Below are 20,317 nucleotides of genomic sequence, written 5' to 3' on the forward strand. Positions count from 1 at the left end.
CTTCCTCAAAAACGGGTTGCGCAGGGCAAGCCCGGCATTATACGCCGGGCGCCGACAGAGGGATGGCCGTGACCCGCCAGTCATCGCCCACTGCACGCATTTCGGTAATTTTCAGCCGTGGCGCTTCGCTCATCTTCGACAGAGGCCAGTCCAGCAACGGACGGGCCTGGGAGCCAAGGAAGGTGCCGGCGACGAACAGCTGGTACTCGTCGATCAGGCCCAATTGGGCAAAAGCGCCGGCCAGGCCCGCGCCAGCTTCCAGCAGGATGTCGTTGACGCCACGCGCTGCAAGCGCCTGCATCAAGGCGAGCAGATCGACCTGGCCATTGCTGCCCGGCAGGCTGAGCAGCTCGTGGCCAGCCTGGGCGTACCGCGGGTCGTTCCCCCTGGCGGTTACCACCAGGGCCGGGCCAGCCTTGAAGAACGGCGCGTCCAGTGGCAGGCGCAGGCGGCCATCGATCAGTACGCGCACGGGGGGCGGCTCAGCGCCAGCGCGGTGGTGTCGGGGTCCAGGCCCAGCTCGGCGCCGCGCACGGTCATCCGTGCGTTGTCGGCCAATACGCTGGCGGCGCTGGTCAGTACCACGCTGGCACGGGCACGCAGGCGCTGCACTGCAGAGCGGGCGGCAGGGCCGGTGATCCATTGGCTTTCACCGCTGGCCATGGCGGTGCGGCCATCCAGGCTCATGGCCAGCTTGGCCCGCACGAACGGCAAGCCGTGCTCCATGCGCTTCAGGAAACCGGGGTTCAGGCCACGGGCCTGGGCTTCGAGCACGCCGCTGGCGACTTCGATGCCCGCTTCGGCCAGGCGGCGCAGGCCCTGCCCGGCGACCTGCGGGTTGGGGTCCTGCATGGCTGCCACCACCCGCGCCACACCAGCCTGTACCAGCGCTTCGGCGCACGGTGGGGTGCGGCCATGGTGGCTACAAGGCTCGAGCGTCACGTAGGCACAGGCGCCGCGGGCACGCTCACCGGCCTGGCGCAGGGCATGCACTTCGGCATGTGGTTCACCGGCGCGCACATGCCAGCCCTCACCCACCACTTCGCCGTCACGGACGATCACACAACCCACGCGCGGGTTGGGGTGAGTGGTGTAGATGCCCTTGCGGGCAAGCTCCAGGGCACGGGCCATGTAATGGGCGTCGAGGATCGCGGTCTGGCTCGGCATGCTCACTCTTTAGCCGGCTCGCGGGCCAGGCGGTCGATTTCTTCGCGGAATTCATCGAGGTCCTGGAAGCGGCGGTACACCGAAGCGAAACGGATGTAGGCCACTTCATCGAGCTTGCGCAGCTCGGCCATCACCAGCTCACCCACCACCAGCGACTTGACCTCGCGCTCACCCGTAGCGCGCAGCCGGCTCTTGATATGTGCCAGGGCCGCCTCGAGGCGTTCGACGCTGACCGGGCGCTTCTCCAGCGCGCGCTGCATGCCGGCACGCAGCTTTTCTTCGTCGAAAGGCTGGCGCGTGCCGTCCTGCTTGATCAGCCGGGGCAAGACCAGCTCGGCGGTTTCGAAGGTGGTGAAACGCTCGCCGCAGGCCACGCATTCGCGACGGCGGCGCACTTGTTCGCCCTCGGCGACCAGGCGCGAGTCGATGACCTTGGTGTCGTTGGCACCGCAAAAGGGACAGTGCATGGTGGCAGGCAACAAAAAAAGGGAGGGCCATGGTAGCGCATCCCACTGGCAAGACAAGCCAAAGGGGTTAACATCCAAGGTAAATCTGCCCCTGAAGGACTACCCCATGCATTATCGAGCGCTCGTCGTGCTGGGCTGCGCCGCCCTGCTCGCCGCCTGTGGCAGCGATCGGCCGAAGACCGAGCCAGCCCCGGCACCTGCGCCCGCCAAGGTGGCGAAAAAGGCCGAACCACTGGGCCCGCTGCCCGCCTATCAACGCGAACTGAGCGGTACCTTGCTGGAAATCCCCCGCGGTGCCGACGTGGAGCTGGCCTTGCTGGTCATCGACGAGCGCGACCGGCCGCAACAGCTTCTGGCCAGCAGCACCCTGACCGGGACCGGCCAGGCGCTGCCCTACCGCCTGCGCTTCAACCCGGAGGTCTTTCCGGCCGGGGCTCGGGTCGAACTGCGTGGCCGCGCCAGCCAGTCGGGCCAACTGATCATGCACCTGCCGCCCGTGCGCATCACCCAGGCCCAGACTCAGGCCACTGGCCCGCTGCGTTTCAAGAAGGCGCCTTAGGTGGCGCCGCTTGCCTTGCAACAGGCCCTCAGCGGCCTGATCGGCGAAGCGCGGCTGGTCGTCAGTGAACTGCCTGGGTGCGCGCTCAAACTCTGGTTGATCGACGATCAGAACATGGACCGCGCCTTCAGCATTGAAGAAACCCGGCGTATTCTCGAAGACCCACCGTACTGGAGCTTTTGCTGGGCCAGCGGCCTGGCCATGGCCCGCTACCTGGCCGAGCACCCTGAATGGGTGGCCGGCAAGCGCGTGCTGGACTTTGGCGCCGGCTCCGGTATCGCCGGCATTGCTGCAGCGCGCGCCGGGGCATTGGAAGTGGTGGCCTGCGATCTCGACCCGCTGGCACTCGATGCCAGCCGCGCCAATGCCGAGCTGAACGGGGTCGAGCTCAGTTACAGCAATGACTTCTTCGCCGAAGAAGACCGTTTCGACCTGATTCTGGTTGCCGATGTGCTGTACGACCGCGCCAATCTGCCGCTGCTCGATGCCTTCCTCGGCCGCGGTCGCCAGGCGCTGGTGGCAGACTCCCGAGTACGCGATTTCAGCCACCCGCTTTACCAGCAGTTGGGCGTGCTTGAAGCACTGACCCTGCCGGACCTGGCCGAGCCGCACGAATTCCGCCGGGTCAGCCTGTACCACGCCAGCCGCGAGCCTTTATAGTGGTGCCATTCACGGATTTGCGAGAGTCACGATGAGCCAGGAAACACCGTTTATCTTCGATGCCACCGATGCCAACTTCCAGCAACTGGTGATCGAAAACTCCTTCCACAAGCCGGTCCTCGTGGACTTCTGGGCAGAGTGGTGCGCGCCCTGCAAGGCGCTGATGCCACTGCTGGCGAAAATCACCGAGGGTTATCAGGGCGAGCTGCTGCTGGCCAAGATCAACTGCGACGTTGAGCAGCAAGTCGTTGCCCAGTTCGGCATTCGTAGCCTGCCCACGGTTGTGCTGTTCAAGGATGGCCAGCCGGTCGACGGCTTTGCCGGCGCGCAGCCGGAGTCGGCGATCCGCGCCATGCTCGAGCCTCATGTGCAGATGCCTGCCGCACCGGCCGCCTCGCCCCTGGAGCAAGCCAAAGGTTTGTTCGCCGAGAGCCGTTTCGCCGAGGCCGAGGCATTGCTGCAGGCCCTGCTGGGTGAAGACAACAGCAATGCCGAGGCCCTGATCCTGTATGCCCGCTGCCTGGCCGAGCGCGGTGAGCTGGGCGAAGCGCAGATCGTGCTGGACGCGGTCAAGACCGATGAGCACAAGGCCGCCCTGGCCGGTGCCAAAGCGCAGCTGACCTTCCTGCGCCAGGCTGCCAGCCTGCCGGAAGTCGCCGACCTGAAAAGCCGCCTGGCGCAGAACCCGCAGGATGATGAAGCGGCTTACCAGCTGTGCATCCAGCAACTGGCGCGCCAGCAGTATGAAGCGGCGCTGGATGGGCTGCTTAAACTGTTCCAGCGTAACCGCGCCTATGAAAACGGCTTGCCGCAGAAGGCGATGCTGCAAGTGTTCGACCTGCTCGGTGGCGACCATCCGCTGGTGGCTGTTTACCGCCGCAGGCTGTCTTCGGCCATGTTCTGATTCGCCCAACAGGCGAGGGCCATGCCCTCGCTTGCGGGGCAACACAGGCCTACAGCTTTACCCGACCCAGTGATACACCGGCGCATCCGCGCCACTTTCCACCTTCACCTCACTGCTGTGTCGCAACCGCACCAGCAGCCGCTTGCCCGCCGCCGTACTACCCGCCAGCCCTTCCAACCGGTCCAGCAATTCTGGCCCGTTCATCTGCCCCGCCTGACGCAGCACCTCCCGCGCAGCCGTCCACTGCCCGTCATCCTGGCGCGGCGCTGCTGCTATAGCCTGCGATACCGTTTCGGCCGCCACAGGCATTTCAAGCTGCCGCCCCAACTGCGCCCACTCTTCGGGCTCCAGCTCAATGCTCAGGTCCACCGGCCAGTCACCAATCTGTCCACGAATTCTCACGATGCATTCCTTCAGGCGCGTTCAATACCCTCATGCTACAACAACATGAAACCTTCACCACGCAGGCTGGCGGCACAGAGAAAAGTTGTTATAACATTACTAAATCTTTCCCGGTCCGCTTCTGGAGTCACCCATGCGTCGCCTGCTGCTCGCCCTGCCCTTCGCCCTGCTGCCCCTGGCCGTGGCTCATGCCCACGAAGACCATGATCACGCCCACGGCACGCTCGGGGCGCATGAGCACGGTGTGGCCAAGCTCAATGTGGTGCTCGACGGCAACACCCTTGAGCTGGAGCTGGACAGCCCGGCAATGAACCTGGTCGGCTTTGAACACAGCGCCAGCAGTGATGCCGACAAAGCCAAGGTCGCCGCCGTGCGCCAGCAGCTCGAGCAACCTCTGAAGCTGTTTGGCCTGGCAGCGGCTGCTGGCTGCCAGGAAGATGCTCAGGAGCTGGAGAGCCCACTGTTCGGTGATACGGCAAAAGATGACGACGGTGATGAACATGAGCATGGCCACCAGCACAGCGACATCAGTGCGCACTATCAGCTCAAATGCTCCACCCCGGAAAAACTCTCTCAGCTCGACCTCACACCGCTGTTCAAGACCTTCCCCGCCACGCAGAAAATCAATGTGCAGTTGATCGGCCCGAACGGCCAGAAAGGCCTGGAAACCTCGCCTGCCAAGGCCGTGGTCGCGTTCTGAATGAGCCTGCCGTTGATCGCGCTGCAGGACCTGGTGTTCGCCTGGCCAGGGCAGCCGCCATTGCTGGATATCCCCGCGTTTCGCCTGGAAGCAGGCGAGGCCCTGTTCCTCAAGGGCCCCAGCGGCAGTGGCAAGACCACCTTGCTGGGCCTGCTGGGCGGGGTGAACGTGCCAGCCCAGGGCCGCATCCAGTTGCTCGGCCAGGATCTCGGCAGCCTGGGCCAGGGCGCCCGCGACCGCTTTCGGGTCGATCACACCGGTTATATCTTCCAGCAGTTCAACCTGCTGCCGTTCCTCTCGGTACGGGAAAACGTCGAACTGCCCTGCCGCTTTTCGCACAGCCGGGCCGACCGCGCCCGCCAACGCCACGGCAGTGTCGACCAAGCTGCCCGCGAGCTGCTTGCCCATCTGGGCCTGAACGACCCGGCACTGCTTGCCCGCCGCGCCGACAGCCTGTCGATCGGCCAGCAACAAAGGGTGGCCGCTGCCCGAGCATTGATCGGCCAACCCGAGCTGGTCATTGCCGACGAACCGACCTCGGCACTGGATGCCGACACCCGCGAGGCGTTCATCCGCCTGCTGTTCGATGAATGTCGCGCCGCCGGCTCCAGCCTGTTGTTCGTCAGCCATGACCAGAGCCTGGCACCGCTGTTCGACCGTCATCTGTCACTGGCCGAACTCAACCGCGCAGCCACGCCCCGGGAGGCCTGATGTACCTGCTTCGCCTTGCCCTGGCCAGCCTGGCCAATCGCCGTTTCACGGCGTTTCTCACCGCCTTCGCCATCGCCCTGTCGGTGTGCCTGCTGCTGGCCGTGGAACGTGTGCGCACCGAAGCACGCGCCAGTTTCGCCAGCACCATCAGCGGCACCGACCTGATCGTCGGCGCCCGCTCGGGTTCGGTAAACCTGCTGCTGTATTCGGTGTTCCGCATCGGCAACGCCACCAACAATATCCGTTGGGACAGTTACCAGCATTACGCCCAGGACCCACGGGTGAAGTGGGCGATTCCCATCTCGCTCGGCGACTCGCACCGCGGCTACCGGGTAATGGGCACCACCGGTGAATACTTCAGCCATTACCAGTACGGTCGCCGGCAGCACCTGGAGCTGAGCCAAGGCCGTGAGTTCGCCAGCGACCCGTTCGAGGTGGTGCTGGGGGCCGAGGTGGCCGAGGCGCTGCACTACAGGCTTGGCGACAAGCTGGTGCTTGCCCATGGCGTGGCGGCAATCAGCCTGGTCAAGCACGACGACAAGCCGTTCACCGTGGTCGGCGTGCTCAAACGCACCGGCACACCTGTCGACCGCACGCTGCACATCAGCCTGGCGGGCATGGAGGCGATCCATATCGACTGGCATAACGGCGTGCCTGCCCGTGGTGCCGGGCGCATCAGCGCCGAACAGGCTCGCGCCATGGACCTGCAGCCCGCCGCGATCACCGCGTTCATGCTGGGCCTGAACAGCAAGATCGCCACCTTCAGCCTGCAGCGCGAGATCAATGAATACCGCAGCGAGCCGCTGCTGGCGATCTTGCCCGGGGTAGCGCTGCAGGAGTTGTGGAGCCTGATGGGTACGGCCGAACAGGCGTTGTTCGTGGTCTCGCTGTTCGTCGTGTTGACCGGTTTGATCGGCATGCTCACGGCCATTCTCACCAGCCTCAACGAACGTCGCCGGGAAATGGCGATTCTGCGCTCGGTGGGGGCCCGGCCTTGGCACATTGCCGGGTTGCTGGTGCTTGAAGCGCTGGCACTGGCAAGTGCCGGTATCGTTGCCGGGCTTGGCCTGCTGTATGCCGGCATCGCCCTCGCCCAAGGCTACGTTCAGGCCAACTACGGCCTGTACCTGCCGCTGGCCTGGCCCAGCACGCACGAGTGGACGCTGCTTGCTATCATCCTCGGCGCAGCGCTGCTGATGGGCAGCGTGCCGGCCTGGCGCGCTTACCGGCAGTCGCTGGCCGATGGGTTGTCGATTCACCTCTGAGAAAACGCCATGTTCCGCGCGCTGTTTTTATCCCTGCTGATGCTCGCTGCCCCCACCTGGGCGGCCGAACCCCGCGAACTCGACTGGCCTGCACTGATCCCGGAAGGCGCGCCGATCATCCCGCCGCAACTCGCCCCGCTACACGACATGTCGCAACTGAGCAGCGCCCTGTCCGCTGAATCAGCCCCAGCGGCGCGCCAGCAAGCGCCCGATGCGCCGGTGGTCAAGGACCTGGACGGCCAGCAAATCAAACTTCCCGGCTATATCGTGCCACTGGAAGTCAGCGAAGAAGGTCGCACTACCGAGTTCCTGTTAGTGCCCTACTACGGCGCCTGTATCCATGTACCGCCACCGCCCTCCAACCAGATCGTGCATATCTTCAGCGAAATGGGCGTACGCGTCGAAGACCTGTACCAGCCCTACTGGATTGAAGGAAAGCTGCACGTCAGAGCCTCCAGCAGCGAACTGGCCGACGCCGGCTACCAGATGGAAGCCGAGAAAATATACGTTTATGAGCTGAAGTGAGAACTGTTTCTAATTCGTGAACGCAGTTCTTTGAGCTGGGTCAAACATTCGGTTTAGACGGCTCCGTACCATTGGACAACTTGATTACTCACGTCCTTTCGGAGCTTCCATGAACAAGTCCTTGCTCGGCGCCTCACTTGTGGCCCTTGCGCTCGCCGCCCCTGCCGCCCACGCCTACCAGGCGGGAGACATGATCCTGCGCGCAGGCGCGATCACCACCGCCCCGAACGAAAGCAGCGGCGACCTGAAGTTCGACGGCAACAAGGTGTCGGGCACCAAGGCGACCCTGGACAGCGACACCCAACTGGGCCTGACTTTCGCCTACATGCTCACCGACCACGTCGGCCTTGAACTGCTGGCGGCCACGCCGTTCCAGCACACCGTGGGCGTGAAGGGCCTGGGTGGCGGCCTGGACGGCAAGCTGGCCGACATCAAGCAACTGCCACCGACCCTGTCGCTGCAGTACTACCCGATGGCACCGAACTCGCGCTTCCAGCCGTACGCGGGCATCGGCATCAACTACACCCTGTTCTTCGACGAAGACCTGAGCAGCGCGCGCAAGCAACAAGGCTTCAGCAACCTCAAGCTGCAGGACTCGGTCGGTATCGCCGGGCAGTTGGGGATGGACTACATGCTCACCGACAACCTGTTGGTCAACGCTTCGGTCTGGTACGTCGATATCGACACCAAGGCCACCGTCGACGGCCCGAGCGCGCTGGGCTACAGCAAGACCAAGGTCAACGTGGAAGTCGACCCGTGGGTCTACATGGTCGGCCTTGGCTACAAGTTCTGACCACTGCGATGCAGGGCGGCCAAGGCCTGATGCCAGTCAGTTAGTCTCATTAGGGCTGCTACGCAGCCCATCGCCGGCAAGCCAGCTCCCACAAGGTGCGGAGTACATCAATCAGCGTGGGAGCCGGCTTGCCGGCGATGGGCTGCGTAGCGGCCTAAGTCAGGCCTTGCCGAGCAAGTGCGCCAGCCCTTCGACCATCGAAGTCGGCTGCGGAAAATCGAATCGTGCCAGCAAACGCTGGTTATCCGCCCGCGAGTGGCGAATGTCACCCGAACGAGCCTCGCCATAACTGACAGGCGGCAAGCTGCCGACCACGGTTTCCAGCGCCTTGAGCAACTGGTTCAGCGAAGTCGCTTGGTTCAGGCCGATATTCACCGCGCCCTCTTCCACCTGCGGCTGCTCGAGCGCCTGCACCATCACCTGCACCAGGTCGCCCACATACAGGAAATCCCGAGTTTGCTCGCCGTCGCCGAACACCGTGATCGGCAACCCTTGGGTGGCCCGCTCACTGAAAATGCTGATCACCCCGGAGTACGGGGACGAAGGGTCCTGGCGCGGCCCGAAGATGTTGAAGAAGCGGAACACCACCGGCTCCAGCCCATGCTGGCGGCGGTAGAAGTCCAGGTACTGCTCGCTGGCCAGCTTGTCCACCGCATAGGGGGTCAGCGGTGCCTTGGGCGTATCCTCGGCAATCGACTGGCCTTCGCCGTTATTGCCGTACACCGCCGCGCTGGAGGCGAACAGCACCCGGCGCACACCCTGCAGGCGCATGGCCTCACAGACATTGAGGGTGCCGATGAAATTGCTCTGGTGGGTCTTTACCGGGTCCTCGACCGAAGCCTGCACCGAAGCCACCGCGGCCAAATGAACCACAGCGCTGCAACCTGCCGCGGCGCGCTGAACCAGTGCGGCATCGGCAACATCACCCTCCACCAGCTCAAGGCGCGGGTTGCCCAGTTGCAGGTTGTCGCGCTTGCCAGTGGAAAGGTCGTCCAGCACACGCACCGCGTAGCCTTTAGCCAGCAACGCATCGCACAGGTGGGAGCCAATGAAGCCGGCGCCGCCGGTGATCAGGATGGGGGCGTCAGCCATGGCGGTAGAAACGGTCCAGTAGAGGCGGCAGGCCGGCGCGCCAGGCACGCGGCTTGATGCCGAAGGTATGAAGGATTTTCTTGCAGGCCAGCACCGCGTTCTGCGGCTCTTCACTGGCATCCGGGCGGGCGGCATGCGCCTGCGCGGTCGGCGCCTGCACGGCCAGCTGGCGATGCTGCCCGGCCTCGGTGAGGATCGCCTGGCCCAGCGCCAGCGGTGTGGTCGCCTCGTTACCGGCATAGTGGTAAGTGCCCCACAGCGGCGCGGTGCAATCGAGCTGCTTGAGCACCGACAGGATCACCCGCGCGGCATCGTCGACCGGCGTCGGGTTGCCGCGGCGGTCATCGGCCAGCAACAGCTCCTGCGGTTGCTCGGCGCGGGTCAGGAAGCGGCCCAGGGCACCGTCGATGCTCTCGTCCAGCAACCAGCCGAAGCGCAGCAGCACATGCTGCGGGCAGGCCGCACGCACGCTCTGTTCGATGCGCCACAAGGCCTGGCCACGCAGGCCCAACGGCACGGGCTCATCTTTTTCGCTATAGGCCGTGGCACGCGAACCATCGAACACCCGATAGCTGGAAGGCTGCACCAGGGTGATCTGGTGATGCTGGCACAGCTCCGCCAAGCGCTCCACTGCCCGCTCCTGCTGAGCCAGGCGCGGCTCGCTGACCGACTCGGCCTGGAACCAGTCGAAGTAGTAAGCCAGGTTGACCAGCGCATCGGGGCGATGATCGTCAAGCAGCTGGGTCAGGCTTGCCGGCGTCCAGCCGTCTTCCGGCGGGCGCGGCGCCAGAAATGCGATGTCCTCCTCGGCCCCGAGACGAATCAGCGCTTGCCCGAGGGCATTGCCACCACCCAACAGCATCAGGCGCATACGCATAGAGTCAGCAGATCCGAACAGGTTGATGAGGGAAAGGGTTCATTTTGCGGTTTCCAGACGGGGAAGTCCAACCCTGAGGCTGACAGCACTACCTACCTAAGACGATTCCTACCAGACCCATGGACATCCCCCACAGCTCGCAAGACCTCGACCTTACATCAGCGGTAAAAAATATCTGGCTAAATAGTCGGCGCCCTAACAATAAGTTTTACCTTTCCCTACATACAAGGAGAACAACAATGCCAGGGGTAAACGCTAAAGCCAGACCCGAGATCCTCCATCTCACATTCAGTAAACTTCAAGCCAGCATACTTGATCACGGCTCCAGACAAACTGCCGCCATCGGCGGCCCAGATGCCGCAGGCGCTGCTGCACTATCTGCCTGCCAGGCACAAATATTGAAAAGCTCACTGGACGATGTACAACTCGAATCGCTTGAAATATTTGCCTCCGGAAAAGCGGCAGCACTTGAATTCGCGGCAATGGAAGCCCCCCATGCCGACCCTGTACCAAAGTGCCTGGCAGACATTGAAACTCTGAAAACCGACCCCGCAATCCTCTATATGGCATCACGAAACCAGATTCTTTTGAACCTTGTCGACTACCGCTCATTCGCTTTCGATATCGACAATGGCGGCATGCAAGTACGGATTGTTGGTAATTTCAAAGGCGGTGGAGAACGATCGCTGCCGAATGAATTTAGCCACCATCACGCGGAACTGAGTTCCCATGCAGGCGTTCAGCTAGGTCCGCACACTGAACCTCCCTATACCTGCTCGGTTCAGTGCGAAGGTGAGCATTCCCCAGCCCCAAGCGCATTGATCCTGAGTGCAAGATGGAATCCATTACGGGAACCGACGCAAGTGATACCCGTACGCAATGCAATTTCAAAACTCAACGCCCTTGAGGGGCTGGCGTTATCTTCCAAGTCATTTTGCTTTACCCGCAGCGACTGCTTCGTTAACGATGAGCATCAGGGGATGAACGCAAGTTCAATACTTCAGTTCGATTCTAGAGGTGATTTTACCCTCCGCTATAATAGCTATAGACACTCATTGCACCATGAAGCCAGCCATTCAACACGACAGGCTTATCAAACATTGCAAGCCTTACTAGAAAACGAGCAACCCTACGACTTTCTACCAAGCCCTGACTCCGCAATATTGATTAATAACAGCCAGGCACTTCACGCTCGCGACATCGTCAAGGACAACCGAAGACTACTGGTTCGTCTATTCGGGTACTCACCTGATGCACGGCCGGTGACATTACAACAAGATCCACTGATCGTACGCGGCTAAGGCGGGGTAGAGAAAAATGGAGACTGAAGTTTCAATACTCTTGACGCTGGCCGCTGTCGCATTGCTCGCCGGCTTCTTTGATGCGATAGCAGGAGGCGGAGGATTACTTACGTTGCCGGCCTTTTTCATTGCAGGTGTCGATCCGTTGGCTGCAATGGCTACCAACAAATTTCAGGCGTCTTCAGCCAGTGTTTCAGCAGTGTGGGCGTTCGCCCGCAAGCGAATGATCCAGTGGCGAACGGGCGGGCCGATGGCCGCTTTGTCGTTCGCGGGTGGCGTTACGGGTGCATTGTCGATCAGCATGCTCGACAAAGCCCTCCTGGAATCAATTGCCCCCATCTTGCTAATTACAGTAGCCCTCTATTTTGCGTTCAGCCCCAAGCTTGGTACCAAGGATCGCAGGCAGAGGATGTCGTATCTGGGCTTCACGCTGGTAGTTGCTCCAGCCATTGGGTTCTACGACGGTATCTTTGGACCAGGCACGGGTTCATTTTTCATGGTCGCCTTCACCTTACTCTTGGGGCAGCATCTTATGCAGGCGATCTGCAGCAGCAAACTGCTCAATGCATCCTGCAACCTCGGCGCCCTTTCGGTCTTTGCCTTTAGCGGCGCAATCATCTGGCCTTTAGCCCTGGCAATGGCACTTTGCGCCATTGTTGGCGCACAACTTGGCGCACGTTGTGCTATCTACTTCGGGCCACGGCTGATCAAGCCATTGCTAATCACTGTTTGCTGCCTGATGTCGTTGAAGCTGTTACTCAATGAGGGACATCCGGCTGGGGAGTGGTTGCGACAGCTTTGACGCGTTGTTGGCTGGCCATTTACCTATCAGATGGTCACCCGCAGCGATACCCATACAGACGCTCAATCTATTCGATTTCGAACAAGCCGTTACTGAGTGGCCCCACACTCAGCCGCTCACGCACGTCGTCATCGATTCGCGGATCGTCCGGCTGATACAGCTTCACCTGCCGGTAGGCGTTGATGCGGTTGATCTCCTCACCCAGGTACTCCCACACCACCCGTGTGCAGGCCGGGTTGCGCCGGTCGCCGCTGGAAACACCGGTCTTCAGGCCATTCAAGCGGGTGATGCGGCTCTTGAAGCTGGGGATGAGGATGGTCTGGCTCATCTCGTTCAGGGTCAGCGACTCGTAGTCGATGAGAAACATCCGGTCCTGCAACTGGAACGCCGCGCCCAGGTAGCGGCAACGCACCTCGGCATGCAGGTCGGTGGCGGTGGAGCGCTCCTGACGCTCCTGGCGTTCGAACAGGAAGCGGCCGCGCTCCTCGCGCAGGTGCACCAGTGACACCAGGATCGTGCCAGGTACCGACATGCAGTTGGAGTACTCGAAGTAATAGCCGCAGTAGCGCGACAGGTTGCCGGCGTGCTCGTGCAACGGGCGGAACAGCTCGCTGATCGGGTCGCTGGGCTGATCGGCCACGGCCGATACCCGGGCGCCGATCAGGCGGGCGAACTGCTCGGGAGGCAAGTTCAGCTCGTAGTCCTCGACACCGAAGAAATCACCGATGCGCTTGAGGTTGAACGCCGTCGGGCGGCTCTGCCCGCTCAGGTACTTGTTGAACTGCGCACGGTTGATCGACAGCTGGCGGCAAACTTCGGAGATAGAGCGGTAGTGGCTGCAGGCCAATTTGAGGTTGGTAGCGAAATGATCGCTCATGTTCTGAATCCAGGGTGACGCGAATGGCGCAAGTGTAGCATCAAGTCGCATCAATTCAGAGCAACCCGCGAAATTGTAACCACTCTTGTCATGGCCAACCATGCGCCCCAACGATAGCGGTGCGCCTGCCGTCCGCTGGTCTTTTCACGCGAAGAATAAGAATCGAGGTCATTTTCCAATGCTCGAAGCACTCAACGATTTCCTTTCGGGGAAGCTTCTCATCGTGCTGATCGTCGGTCTCGGCGGTTACTTCACCATCCGCTCGCGGTTCGTACAGTTCCGCCATTTCGCCCACATGTTCAGTGTGTTCAAGGAATCGCTGCGTGGCCAGGCAGGCCAGCTGAGCTCCTTCCAGGCCCTGATGCTGAGCCTGGCCGGCCGCGTTGGCGCCGGTAACATCGCCGGTGTCGGCATCGCCGTGACCCTGGGTGGCCCGGGGGCCGTGTTCTGGATGTGGGTCACCGCACTGGTGGGCATGGCCAGCAGCTTCTTCGAATGTACCTTGGCCCAGGTGTACAAGCGCGCCGATGGCGATGGCCTGTACCGTGGTGGCCCGGCCTACTACATCCTGCACGGCCTGAAGCTCAGGAGCATGGCCATCGTGTTCTCGATCCTGCTGCTGGTCACCTACGGCTTCGCCTTCATGGGCCTGCAGTCGTACACCGTGACACATTCGCTGCAGAACGCCTTCGGCTTCGACCCAAGCCACACCGGTATCGCCCTGGCGGTGCTGCTGGCTATCGTGTTCCTGGGTGGCATCAAGCGTATCGCCGCAGTCTCCGACCTGCTGGTACCGGTCAAGACCCTGGCCTACATCGGCGTGACCCTGTACGTGATCGGCACCCAGATCGAACACGTACCGGCAATGCTGGAAACCATCTTCAAAAGCGCCTTCGGCCTGGACCCTGCATTCGCCGGCCTGCTCGGCAGCGCCATCGTCATGGGCGTGAAACGCGGCGTGTTCGCCAACGAAGCAGGCTTGGGCAGTGCGCCCAACGTCGCTGCCGTGGCTGCCGTGAAGCACCCGGGCGCGCAAGGCGTGGTCCAGGCTTTCAGCGTGTTCCTCGACACCTTCCTGATCTGCACCTGCACCGCCCTGCTGATCCTGCTGTCTGGCTTCTATACCCCGGGTTTCGAAGGTGACGGTATCGTCCTGACGCAGAACTCGCTGGCCGCCGTGGTCGGTGACTGGGGCCGCCTGTTCGTCAGCGTCGCGCTGTCGCTGTTCGTCTTCACCTGCATCCTCTACAACTACTACCTGGGCGAGAACAGCCTGCAGTTCCTCAGCCGCAACCGCCTGGTACTGCTGGTGTTCCGTGGCCTGGTACTGGCGCTGGTGGTCTGGGGTTCGGTACAGGACCTGACCACCGTGTTCGCCTTCGCCGACATCACCATGACCTGCCTGGCCTTCGTCAACCTGGTCGCCTTGGCCTTGCTGTTCAAGGTCGGCCTGCGTGTGATGCGCGATTACGACGACCAGCGCAAAGCCGGCATCAAGCAGCCCGTGTTCGACTCGAGCAAGTTCGCCGACCTGGACCTGGACCGCAACGCCTGGCCGGCCAATCCGCAGGCCGAAACAGCCGTTGACAAAGCCGTCGGCGAAGTTCAGCCGCAGCGCTGATATCCTCGCCTGCCCAGCCGCCCCGTTCGCGGGCGGCTGCCTACTCTCCGCTCACCGCTACGGATGCTTTCCATGCGTGCAGTCACGAATCTTCTCGTCCTCTACACCGGCGGCACCATCGGCATGCTCGAAACCGCCGAAGGCCTGGCGCCGGCCGGTGGTTTCGATGCGCGGATGCGCGAACACTTCGCCCAACTGGGCGATGCACCCCAGGTGCAGTGGACGCTGCAGGAAATGAACCCGCTGCTCGACAGTGCCAACATGCAGCAGCACAACTGGCTGGCAATGCGCGATGCCATCGTCCGTGCAGTGGACAATGACGGCCACGATGGCGTGCTGGTGCTGCATGGCACCGACACCCTCGCCCACAGCGCTGCGGCGTTGTCGTTCCTGCTGCTGGGCCTGCCGGTGCCAGTTCTGCTGACCGGGTCAATGTTGCCGGCCGGTGCACCGGGCAGTGATGCCTGGGACAACCTGTGCGGTGCCCTGCGCCAGTTCGAGCAAGGCCTTGAGGCTGGCGTGCAGCTGTACTTCCATGGCCAGCTGTTGCAGGGCTGCCGCGCCTCGAAGCTTCGCAGCGAAGCGTTCGACGCCTTCGCCGCGTTGCCGCGTCATCGTGAAGGCGAGCGGGCGAACGACGTACCTGCCACCTTGGGTTATCGCCAGCAGCGCCAACCGGTGAACATTGCCGTGATGCCGGTATTCCCCGGTTTGCAGGCCGAACACCTGCGTGCGGTGCTCGACACCGGGGTGCAAGGGCTACTGCTTGAATGTTACGGCAGCGGCACCGGGCCGTCGGATGACCAAGCCTTGCTCGACGTGCTGCGCTCGGCGCGCCAGCGTGGGGTGATGCTGGTTGCCATCAGCCAGTGCCCCGAGGGTTCGGTGGTGTTCGATACCTATGCGGCGGGCAACCGCCTGCGCGGTGCCGGGCTGGTCAGTGGCGGTGGCATGACCCGTGAGGCTGCGCTGGGCAAGATGTTTGCGCTGCTGGGCGCGGGGCTGGATGCAGATGCTGCAGAGCAGTGGTTTGCGCTGGACCTGTGCGGCGAGCGCGCTTGAACAGGAAATTGGCGGAAGGCAGCGGGAGTCGAACCTGCCCGGGAACGGCTGCCGTCCCCAACCGGGTTTGAAGCCCGGCCGCGCCACCGGGCGCGATTGCCTTCCTTGAACTCAGTGCCTGGCCTGCTGTTGGGCCAGGGCGCTGTCGGCGCGGATGTGACGCTGATCGGCAACCCTGCGGGTCAGGCCGATACGGTCGAAGTATTCCAGAATCTGCACACTGCGCTTGCGACCGATGCCCAACATATCGCGAAATGCGGCCACCTGCACTATCGGTGTTTCATTCGCTTGCCCAAGCAGCAGCTCTGCCATGCGCTGTAGCGTCGCCTCGGGGTAGAACAGGTCACGTACCACCTGATGCACTACGCCGAGCCTGGCCAACTTTCGCAACAACAGGCGCACATCCGCCTCGGCACATTTCTCTTCGCTGGCCAGCGTCCGCACCCAAGGCGGGTCGAAGCGCCCTTCCAGCAACCTTGGCTGCAGCCGCGACCATAGCGCACTGTCGGCGTCGCTCAACTGCACCGTGTGACCAGGCAGATGCAACCACGGCCCGCTGCTGGCAATAGTGCCTTCGCCGAGCATCTCCTCGAGCAGGCTGACGAATGCGGGACGCTCGACAGGCAGGGCGGCGAAGCGGCGCAGGCGGTCACGGTCCGGGCCAAGCTGGTCGGGTTCCTGCTCATGGAACAACGCCAGTTGTTCGCGCACCTGGTGTTTGAGCGCCTGCCACTGGGCTTTAGCGAACAACAACTGGCCTTGCCTGGTTGCGACCACCAGCACGTCAGCTGGCAACTGCCAGCCCTCACGCAAGCGGTTGAACTGGCGTTCCAGCCGCTGCGGGTCGAGCCCGCCTGGTGCGTTGTCGAGCAACGCCATCAAGGCCTGCTCCAGGCCCTCGGCATCACGCAGCACGTTCAACTGGCGCAAGCGCGCCTCGCTGCGCCGCTGCCGGCTCGGTGCGAACGGGTCCAGCACCGTACCGCCGCCAAGGGTGCGTTGGGCACGCTGGTCACGCAGCACCAGGCGGTCGCCATGCACGGCTTGCAGCGGCGCATTGAGCAACAATTGGGCGAACATGCGCTGGCCTGCAAGCAGGCGCTCACCTTCGAGCAGGGCGACCCGTGCGGTGACGTCCTGGGTCCCCAGATGTACATGCACGGCACTGAAATGTTCGAAAGGACGGGACTCGCCGGCGAGCAGCTGCAGTTCGATATCGACCCGTGTGCTGGGCGCGTGCAGCCATTGCGATACCAGCCAATCGCCACGGCGCACCTGCTCCACCGCGAGGCGCTCGGCAGCAATGTTCAGCGCTACACGCTGCCCCGCTTCAGCCACCAGCGCCGCCTGGTTCTGCGCATGCAGGCCACGTACCCGCACCGCTTTACCGGCCTTGCCCAGCAACAACGTATCACCCGCACTGACACGCCCGGCCAGCGCCGTACCCGTGACCACCAAGCCAGCCCCGGTGACCGCGAAGGCGCGGTCGATAGCCAACCGAAAGCCGCCAGGCACGCTGCGCTGCTTCAAACCCTCGCCCGCCGCCAGCAACGCATGACGCAGCGCCTCGACCCCCGCGCCGGTGACACTCGACAGCGGGAACTGCGCCGCCCCGGCATAAGGCCCGGGCGCCAGCAACTGCGCAATCTGCACCTGCACTTGGGCCACGCGCGCCGGCGCGACCCGGTCGCACTTGCTGATTGCCACCAGCGCCTGGGGAATGCCCAGCAACTCGATGATCGCCAGGTGCTCACGGGTCTGCGGCATGACGCCGTCATCAGCAGCCACCACCAGCAACACCAGATCGATACCCTGGGCGCCGGCAAGCATGTTGTGGATGAAACGCTCGTGGCCGGGCACATCGATGAAGCCCGTCAGTGGCGCGCCTTCAGCCAAGGCGGCATAGCGATAGCCCAGGTCGATGGTCATGCCACGCTCGCGTTCTTCCTGGCGATGGTCGCCGGCCTGCCCGGTCAGGGCCTGGAGCAATGCGGTCTTGCCGTGGTCAATGTGGCCGGCGGTACCAACGATCACTGCACCGGCCCCAGTTGCAGGGCCGGTAGCTGCGCCAGCCATTGGGCTTCATCGTCCAGCTGGCGCAGGTCGAGCCACAGCGCGTCATCGTCGATACGGCCGAGCACGGGCACCGCCAGATCGCGCAAGGCGCGCTCCAGCACATGCAGGCTGCGCCCGCGCAGTTTCTTCGACACCTGTGGGCGCAGGCACAGCGCGGCGCTGGGCAGGCGCGCAACCGGCTGGCTGCCGCTGCCGATCATGCCGAGCGCCGGCTCGACGCTGACGGCCCATTGCCCCCCGAGGCGAGCCTTGAGCTCGGGTGCCAGGCGCTCGGCCTGGGCGTGGATCTCAGCCTGGCTGCGGGTCAACAGGCGCAGGCTGGGCAAGCGCTCGGCCAGCTTGTCCGGGTTGCGGTACAGCGCCAGCACGGCTTCGAGGGCGGCGAGGGTGATCTTGTCGACGCGCAGTGCACGTTTCAGCGGGTTCTTCTTGATCCTCGCGATCAAATCCTTGCGACCGACAATGATCCCCGCCTGCGGGCCGCCAAGCAGCTTGTCACCGCTGAAGGTCACGATATCCGCACCATCGGCCAGGGCCTGGCGCACGGTCGGCTCGGCGGGCAGGCCCCAGCGGGTCAGGTCGAGCAGGCTGCCGCTGCCCAGGTCTTCCAGCAGCGGCAGTTCATGCTGATGGGCGATTCGCGCAAGCTCCGCGGTCGGCACCTGGGTGGTGAAGCCCTGGATGCTGTAGTTGCTGCAATGCACCCGCATCAACAAGCCGGTACGCGGGCCGATGGCAGCTTCATAGTCGCGGGCATGGGTGCGGTTGGTGGTGCCGACCTCGTGCAGGCGTACACCGGCACGGGCCATGATGTCGGGAATGCGAAAGGCGCCGCCGATCTCGATCAGCTCACCGCGGGAAATGATGCCCTCCTTGCGCGCGCCCAGGCTGTTGAGCGCAAGCAGCACGGCGGCAGCATTGTTGTTGACCACGGTGACCGCTTCGGCGCCGGTCAGCTCGCGGATCAGCCCTTCGATCAGATCGTCTCGGTCGCCACGCTTGCCGGTGGCAAGGTCGAACTCCAGGTTGAGCGGATAGCGGGCGGCGGTCTGCATGGCTTCAACGGCTTCCTCCGGCAACAGGGCACGACCGAGGTTGGTGTGCAGTACCGTGCCGGTGAGGTTGAAGACGCGGCGTACCTGGCTGCGCTGCTGGGCGGCCAGGCGCTCGCCGCTGCGGCCCAGGAGGATTTCAGCGCCCAGTTCGGCAGCGCCGAATTGGCCGTTGCGAACAGGTTCGCGCAGGTCGCCGAGCAGCTGGCGCAGGGTGGCGAGCACGGCGTCGCGGCCATGACGCTCGATCAGCGGGAGGCAGGCCGGGTGGCGTAGCAGGGTGTCGATGGAAGGGAGCCGTGGTGTATTGCTGGCAAGGCTTGAAGACATCAGGTACTACCTTATCCATTGTCTGTTCGGGCCTCATCGCCGGCAAGCCGGCTCCTACAGGGCTGCATCGCTCTGGGGAGCGGTGAAATAGCTGTGGGAGCCGGCTTGCCGGCGATGGGGGCAACTCAATTGTGCAGTGTAGACACTCACCCACCACCCGGCGCCAGCATCAGGTTGGGTGCCAGCCGATGAAAGCCCTCCTCGCCCAACCGGATATCCAGCGCCAGGCTGGCCAGGTCATCGGCCAACGGCTCGGCAGCAGCGTCGTTCTCAAGGTAATTCTGTTTCAGGTAGGTATTGCACCCCGGGCAGCACTCCGCCCGCAGCGGCGCCTTGCCCGGCGCATGGCGGTCATCCTCCAGGCTGGTGTAGCACAAGCCCTTGCTCGATTCGCAATACACGCACTTGACCCGCACCACATGCCATTCGCAGGCACACAAGGAGCACGCCAGGTAACGCAGGCCGTTGTGCTTGCCACGGTTACGCACCACCCCCGCCATGGCCGGCGAACCACAGGCCGGGCACTGGGCCTGGCTGCCCGACGGCTTGAGTTCAACTGCCGGCAGCGCCAGCAACCAGCTGGACCAGGCCGCCTGCAGCGCGGCCCCCAGAAACGGCACCAGTGCTGCGGGCACAGCGTCGTACTGCCCGGCCAGCAATGCGCTCCCCCAGCCTTTGCGCTGGCTGTCATCACTGCCACGCAGCGCCAGCAGTGCTGCCGCCAAAGGGCCATTGGCCTCGCCGTCGAAATGATCGATCAGCGCCTGCAACCACGCCAGCCACGGCCCCTCGCGCACCAGGCCGTCGGCCGCAAGGGGTGGCAAACCATGACTTATGCACAGGCGCTGTCGGTCATCGGCCACTGGCAAACCACCAGGCGGGTTATCCACAAGCTGCTGCTGAATGCGACACAGCCGGGCGATCAGGCGCAGGTAGTCGCCAAGGGCATGCCCTGCAGCGAGCTGTTCGAGGCGCATGGCGCGCAGTTCGAACAGGTTGGCGGGCGGCAGGTGAAGAAACGGCGGCATCACCGCCGACGCTTCGATCTGCCCCGGTTCGAGTATCGTGCTCAAG

20 protein-coding genes, 1 tRNA gene and 1 pseudogene are annotated in these 20,317 nt (G+C 63.5%); 12 read left to right on the forward strand and 10 right to left on the reverse strand.

The features are described 5' to 3' along the window. Positions 1-37: 37 nt before the first annotated feature. Positions 38-1,167, reverse strand: a pseudogene (gene ribD / locus ACMGGN_RS19585) (bifunctional diaminohydroxyphosphoribosylaminopyrimidine deaminase/5-amino-6-(5-phosphoribosylamino)uracil reductase RibD). A gap of 2 nt (positions 1,168-1,169) precedes the next feature. After that, positions 1,170-1,634, reverse strand: a complete 465-nt coding sequence (gene nrdR / locus ACMGGN_RS19590) for a transcriptional regulator NrdR (RefSeq protein ID WP_008092351.1) — start codon at positions 1,632-1,634, stop codon at positions 1,170-1,172. 106 nt (positions 1,635-1,740) lie between these two features. Between nrdR and ACMGGN_RS19595 the strand changes: the two genes are divergently transcribed. From ACMGGN_RS19595 to trxA, 3 genes are read left to right on the forward strand one after another with little or no spacing between them, the layout of a single operon-like run. After that, complete coding sequence (locus ACMGGN_RS19595) at positions 1,741-2,193, forward strand: YbaY family lipoprotein (RefSeq protein WP_012312506.1); 453 nt, start codon at positions 1,741-1,743, stop codon at positions 2,191-2,193. After that, entirely contained in the window at positions 2,194-2,853 is a 660-nt protein-coding gene (locus ACMGGN_RS19600; protein WP_119688192.1) for a class I SAM-dependent methyltransferase, read from the forward strand. Positions 2,854-2,884: 31 nt separating this feature from the next. After that, complete coding sequence (gene trxA, locus ACMGGN_RS19605; protein WP_251962058.1) at positions 2,885-3,757, forward strand: thioredoxin; 873 nt, start codon at positions 2,885-2,887, stop codon at positions 3,755-3,757. A gap of 57 nt (positions 3,758-3,814) precedes the next feature. Here the strand turns inward: trxA and ACMGGN_RS19610 are convergent, their stop codons facing one another. Further along, positions 3,815-4,159, reverse strand: a complete 345-nt coding sequence (locus ACMGGN_RS19610; protein WP_119688190.1) for a hypothetical protein — start codon at positions 4,157-4,159, stop codon at positions 3,815-3,817. A gap of 133 nt (positions 4,160-4,292) precedes the next feature. Here ACMGGN_RS19610 and ACMGGN_RS19615 point away from each other — a divergent pair, with 133 nt between their 5' ends. From ACMGGN_RS19615 to ACMGGN_RS19635, 5 genes are all read left to right on the forward strand, one after another. Then, positions 4,293-4,859, forward strand: a complete 567-nt coding sequence (locus ACMGGN_RS19615; protein ID WP_237859153.1) for a DUF2796 domain-containing protein — start codon at positions 4,293-4,295, stop codon at positions 4,857-4,859. Then, a complete protein-coding gene (locus tag ACMGGN_RS19620) occupies positions 4,860-5,570 on the forward strand; it encodes an ABC transporter ATP-binding protein (protein ID WP_046785090.1) in 711 nt (236 codons plus the stop codon). After that, complete coding sequence (locus tag ACMGGN_RS19625; protein WP_204919470.1) at positions 5,570-6,835, forward strand: ABC transporter permease; 1,266 nt, start codon at positions 5,570-5,572, stop codon at positions 6,833-6,835. Before ACMGGN_RS19620 ends, ACMGGN_RS19625 begins: the two co-directional genes overlap by 1 nt. A gap of 9 nt (positions 6,836-6,844) precedes the next feature. Continuing rightward, positions 6,845-7,360, forward strand: a complete 516-nt coding sequence (locus tag ACMGGN_RS19630; protein ID WP_046785088.1) for a DUF3299 domain-containing protein — start codon at positions 6,845-6,847, stop codon at positions 7,358-7,360. A 109-nt stretch (positions 7,361-7,469) separates the two neighbouring features. Then, a complete protein-coding gene (locus tag ACMGGN_RS19635; RefSeq protein ID WP_012312498.1) occupies positions 7,470-8,153 on the forward strand; it encodes an OmpW/AlkL family protein in 684 nt (227 codons plus the stop codon). A 159-nt stretch (positions 8,154-8,312) separates the two neighbouring features. Here the strand turns inward: ACMGGN_RS19635 and ACMGGN_RS19640 are convergent, their stop codons facing one another. Then, positions 8,313-9,245, reverse strand: a complete 933-nt coding sequence (locus ACMGGN_RS19640) for an NAD-dependent epimerase/dehydratase family protein (protein WP_414156230.1) — start codon at positions 9,243-9,245, stop codon at positions 8,313-8,315. After that, complete coding sequence (locus ACMGGN_RS19645; protein ID WP_046785086.1) at positions 9,238-10,122, reverse strand: sugar nucleotide-binding protein; 885 nt, start codon at positions 10,120-10,122, stop codon at positions 9,238-9,240. Before ACMGGN_RS19645 ends, ACMGGN_RS19640 begins: the two co-directional genes overlap by 8 nt. A 239-nt stretch (positions 10,123-10,361) precedes the next feature. Here ACMGGN_RS19645 and ACMGGN_RS19650 point away from each other — a divergent pair, with 239 nt between their 5' ends. Together ACMGGN_RS19650 and ACMGGN_RS19655 are read left to right on the forward strand one after the other, a co-directional pair. Then, the gene (locus ACMGGN_RS19650) at positions 10,362-11,423 is read left to right on the forward strand and encodes a hypothetical protein (protein WP_119688184.1); all 1,062 of its coding nucleotides are present in this window, start codon (positions 10,362-10,364) and stop codon (positions 11,421-11,423) included. Positions 11,424-11,439: 16 nt separating this feature from the next. Beyond that, a complete protein-coding gene (locus ACMGGN_RS19655; protein ID WP_115273461.1) occupies positions 11,440-12,225 on the forward strand; it encodes a TSUP family transporter in 786 nt (261 codons plus the stop codon). Positions 12,226-12,292: 67 nt separating this feature from the next. Here the strand turns inward: ACMGGN_RS19655 and ACMGGN_RS19660 are convergent, their stop codons facing one another. Next, positions 12,293-13,102, reverse strand: coding sequence for a helix-turn-helix domain-containing protein (locus ACMGGN_RS19660; protein ID WP_012312493.1), 810 nt, complete (start codon positions 13,100-13,102; stop codon positions 12,293-12,295). Positions 13,103-13,280: 178 nt separating this feature from the next. Between ACMGGN_RS19660 and ACMGGN_RS19665 the strand changes: the two genes are divergently transcribed. Together ACMGGN_RS19665 and ACMGGN_RS19670 are read left to right on the forward strand one after the other, a co-directional pair. Next, the gene (locus ACMGGN_RS19665) at positions 13,281-14,723 is read left to right on the forward strand and encodes an alanine/glycine:cation symporter family protein (protein WP_115273460.1); all 1,443 of its coding nucleotides are present in this window, start codon (positions 13,281-13,283) and stop codon (positions 14,721-14,723) included. Positions 14,724-14,795: 72 nt separating this feature from the next. Then, entirely contained in the window at positions 14,796-15,785 is a 990-nt protein-coding gene (locus ACMGGN_RS19670) for an asparaginase (protein WP_115273459.1), read from the forward strand. A gap of 9 nt (positions 15,786-15,794) precedes the next feature. Here the strand turns inward: ACMGGN_RS19670 and ACMGGN_RS19675 are convergent. The 4 genes from ACMGGN_RS19675 to fdhE form a co-directional block, all read right to left on the reverse strand. Continuing rightward, positions 15,795-15,890, reverse strand: a tRNA-Sec gene (locus tag ACMGGN_RS19675). 6 nt (positions 15,891-15,896) lie between these two features. Beyond that, positions 15,897-17,819 (reverse strand): selenocysteine-specific translation elongation factor, encoded by a 1,923-nt coding sequence (gene selB, locus ACMGGN_RS19680; RefSeq protein WP_115275466.1) that lies wholly within the window; start codon positions 17,817-17,819, stop codon positions 15,897-15,899. Next, positions 17,816-19,243 carry an L-seryl-tRNA(Sec) selenium transferase gene (selA, locus tag ACMGGN_RS19685; protein WP_251962061.1) on the reverse strand — a complete coding sequence of 476 codons (1,428 nt, stop codon included), beginning with the start codon at positions 19,241-19,243 and terminating at the stop codon, positions 17,816-17,818. The genes selB and selA overlap by 4 nt, the downstream gene beginning before the upstream one ends. Before the next feature lie 146 nt (positions 19,244-19,389). Then, positions 19,390-20,316 carry a formate dehydrogenase accessory protein FdhE gene (gene fdhE, locus ACMGGN_RS19690; protein WP_115273457.1) on the reverse strand — a complete coding sequence of 309 codons (927 nt, stop codon included), beginning with the start codon at positions 20,314-20,316 and terminating at the stop codon, positions 19,390-19,392. Position 20,317 lies beyond the last annotated feature (1 nt).

Source organism: Pseudomonas sp. BNK-30 (assembly GCF_047456185.1).
GTDB lineage: Bacteria > Pseudomonadota > Gammaproteobacteria > Pseudomonadales > Pseudomonadaceae > Aquipseudomonas > Aquipseudomonas putida_E.

Excerpts from the sequence above, each read along its gene's own strand:
- ACMGGN_RS19635 (WP_012312498.1), top strand. The coding sequence starts at position 7,470 with ATGAACAAGTCCTTGCTCGGCGCCTCACTTGTGGCCCTTGCGCTCGCC.
- ACMGGN_RS19650 (WP_119688184.1), top strand. The coding sequence starts at position 10,362 with ATGCCAGGGGTAAACGCTAAAGCCAGACCCGAGATCCTCCATCTCACA.
- ACMGGN_RS19615 (WP_237859153.1), top strand. The coding sequence starts at position 4,293 with ATGCGTCGCCTGCTGCTCGCCCTGCCCTTCGCCCTGCTGCCCCTGGCC.
- ACMGGN_RS19655 (WP_115273461.1), top strand. The coding sequence starts at position 11,440 with ATGGAGACTGAAGTTTCAATACTCTTGACGCTGGCCGCTGTCGCATTG.
- ACMGGN_RS19630 (WP_046785088.1), top strand. The coding sequence starts at position 6,845 with ATGTTCCGCGCGCTGTTTTTATCCCTGCTGATGCTCGCTGCCCCCACC.
- ACMGGN_RS19625 (WP_204919470.1), top strand. The coding sequence starts at position 5,570 with ATGTACCTGCTTCGCCTTGCCCTGGCCAGCCTGGCCAATCGCCGTTTC.
- ACMGGN_RS19670 (WP_115273459.1), top strand. The coding sequence starts at position 14,796 with ATGCGTGCAGTCACGAATCTTCTCGTCCTCTACACCGGCGGCACCATC.
- selA (WP_251962061.1), bottom strand. The coding sequence starts at position 19,243 with ATGTCTTCAAGCCTTGCCAGCAATACACCACGGCTCCCTTCCATCGAC.
- ACMGGN_RS19665 (WP_115273460.1), top strand. The coding sequence starts at position 13,281 with ATGCTCGAAGCACTCAACGATTTCCTTTCGGGGAAGCTTCTCATCGTG.
- ACMGGN_RS19640 (WP_414156230.1), bottom strand. The coding sequence starts at position 9,245 with ATGGCTGACGCCCCCATCCTGATCACCGGCGGCGCCGGCTTCATTGGC.
- nrdR (WP_008092351.1), bottom strand. The coding sequence starts at position 1,634 with ATGCACTGTCCCTTTTGCGGTGCCAACGACACCAAGGTCATCGACTCG.
- trxA (WP_251962058.1), top strand. The coding sequence starts at position 2,885 with ATGAGCCAGGAAACACCGTTTATCTTCGATGCCACCGATGCCAACTTC.
- ACMGGN_RS19645 (WP_046785086.1), bottom strand. The coding sequence starts at position 10,122 with ATGCGTATGCGCCTGATGCTGTTGGGTGGTGGCAATGCCCTCGGGCAA.
- ACMGGN_RS19660 (WP_012312493.1), bottom strand. The coding sequence starts at position 13,102 with ATGAGCGATCATTTCGCTACCAACCTCAAATTGGCCTGCAGCCACTAC.
- ACMGGN_RS19620 (WP_046785090.1), top strand. The coding sequence starts at position 4,860 with ATGAGCCTGCCGTTGATCGCGCTGCAGGACCTGGTGTTCGCCTGGCCA.
- ACMGGN_RS19595 (WP_012312506.1), top strand. The coding sequence starts at position 1,741 with ATGCATTATCGAGCGCTCGTCGTGCTGGGCTGCGCCGCCCTGCTCGCC.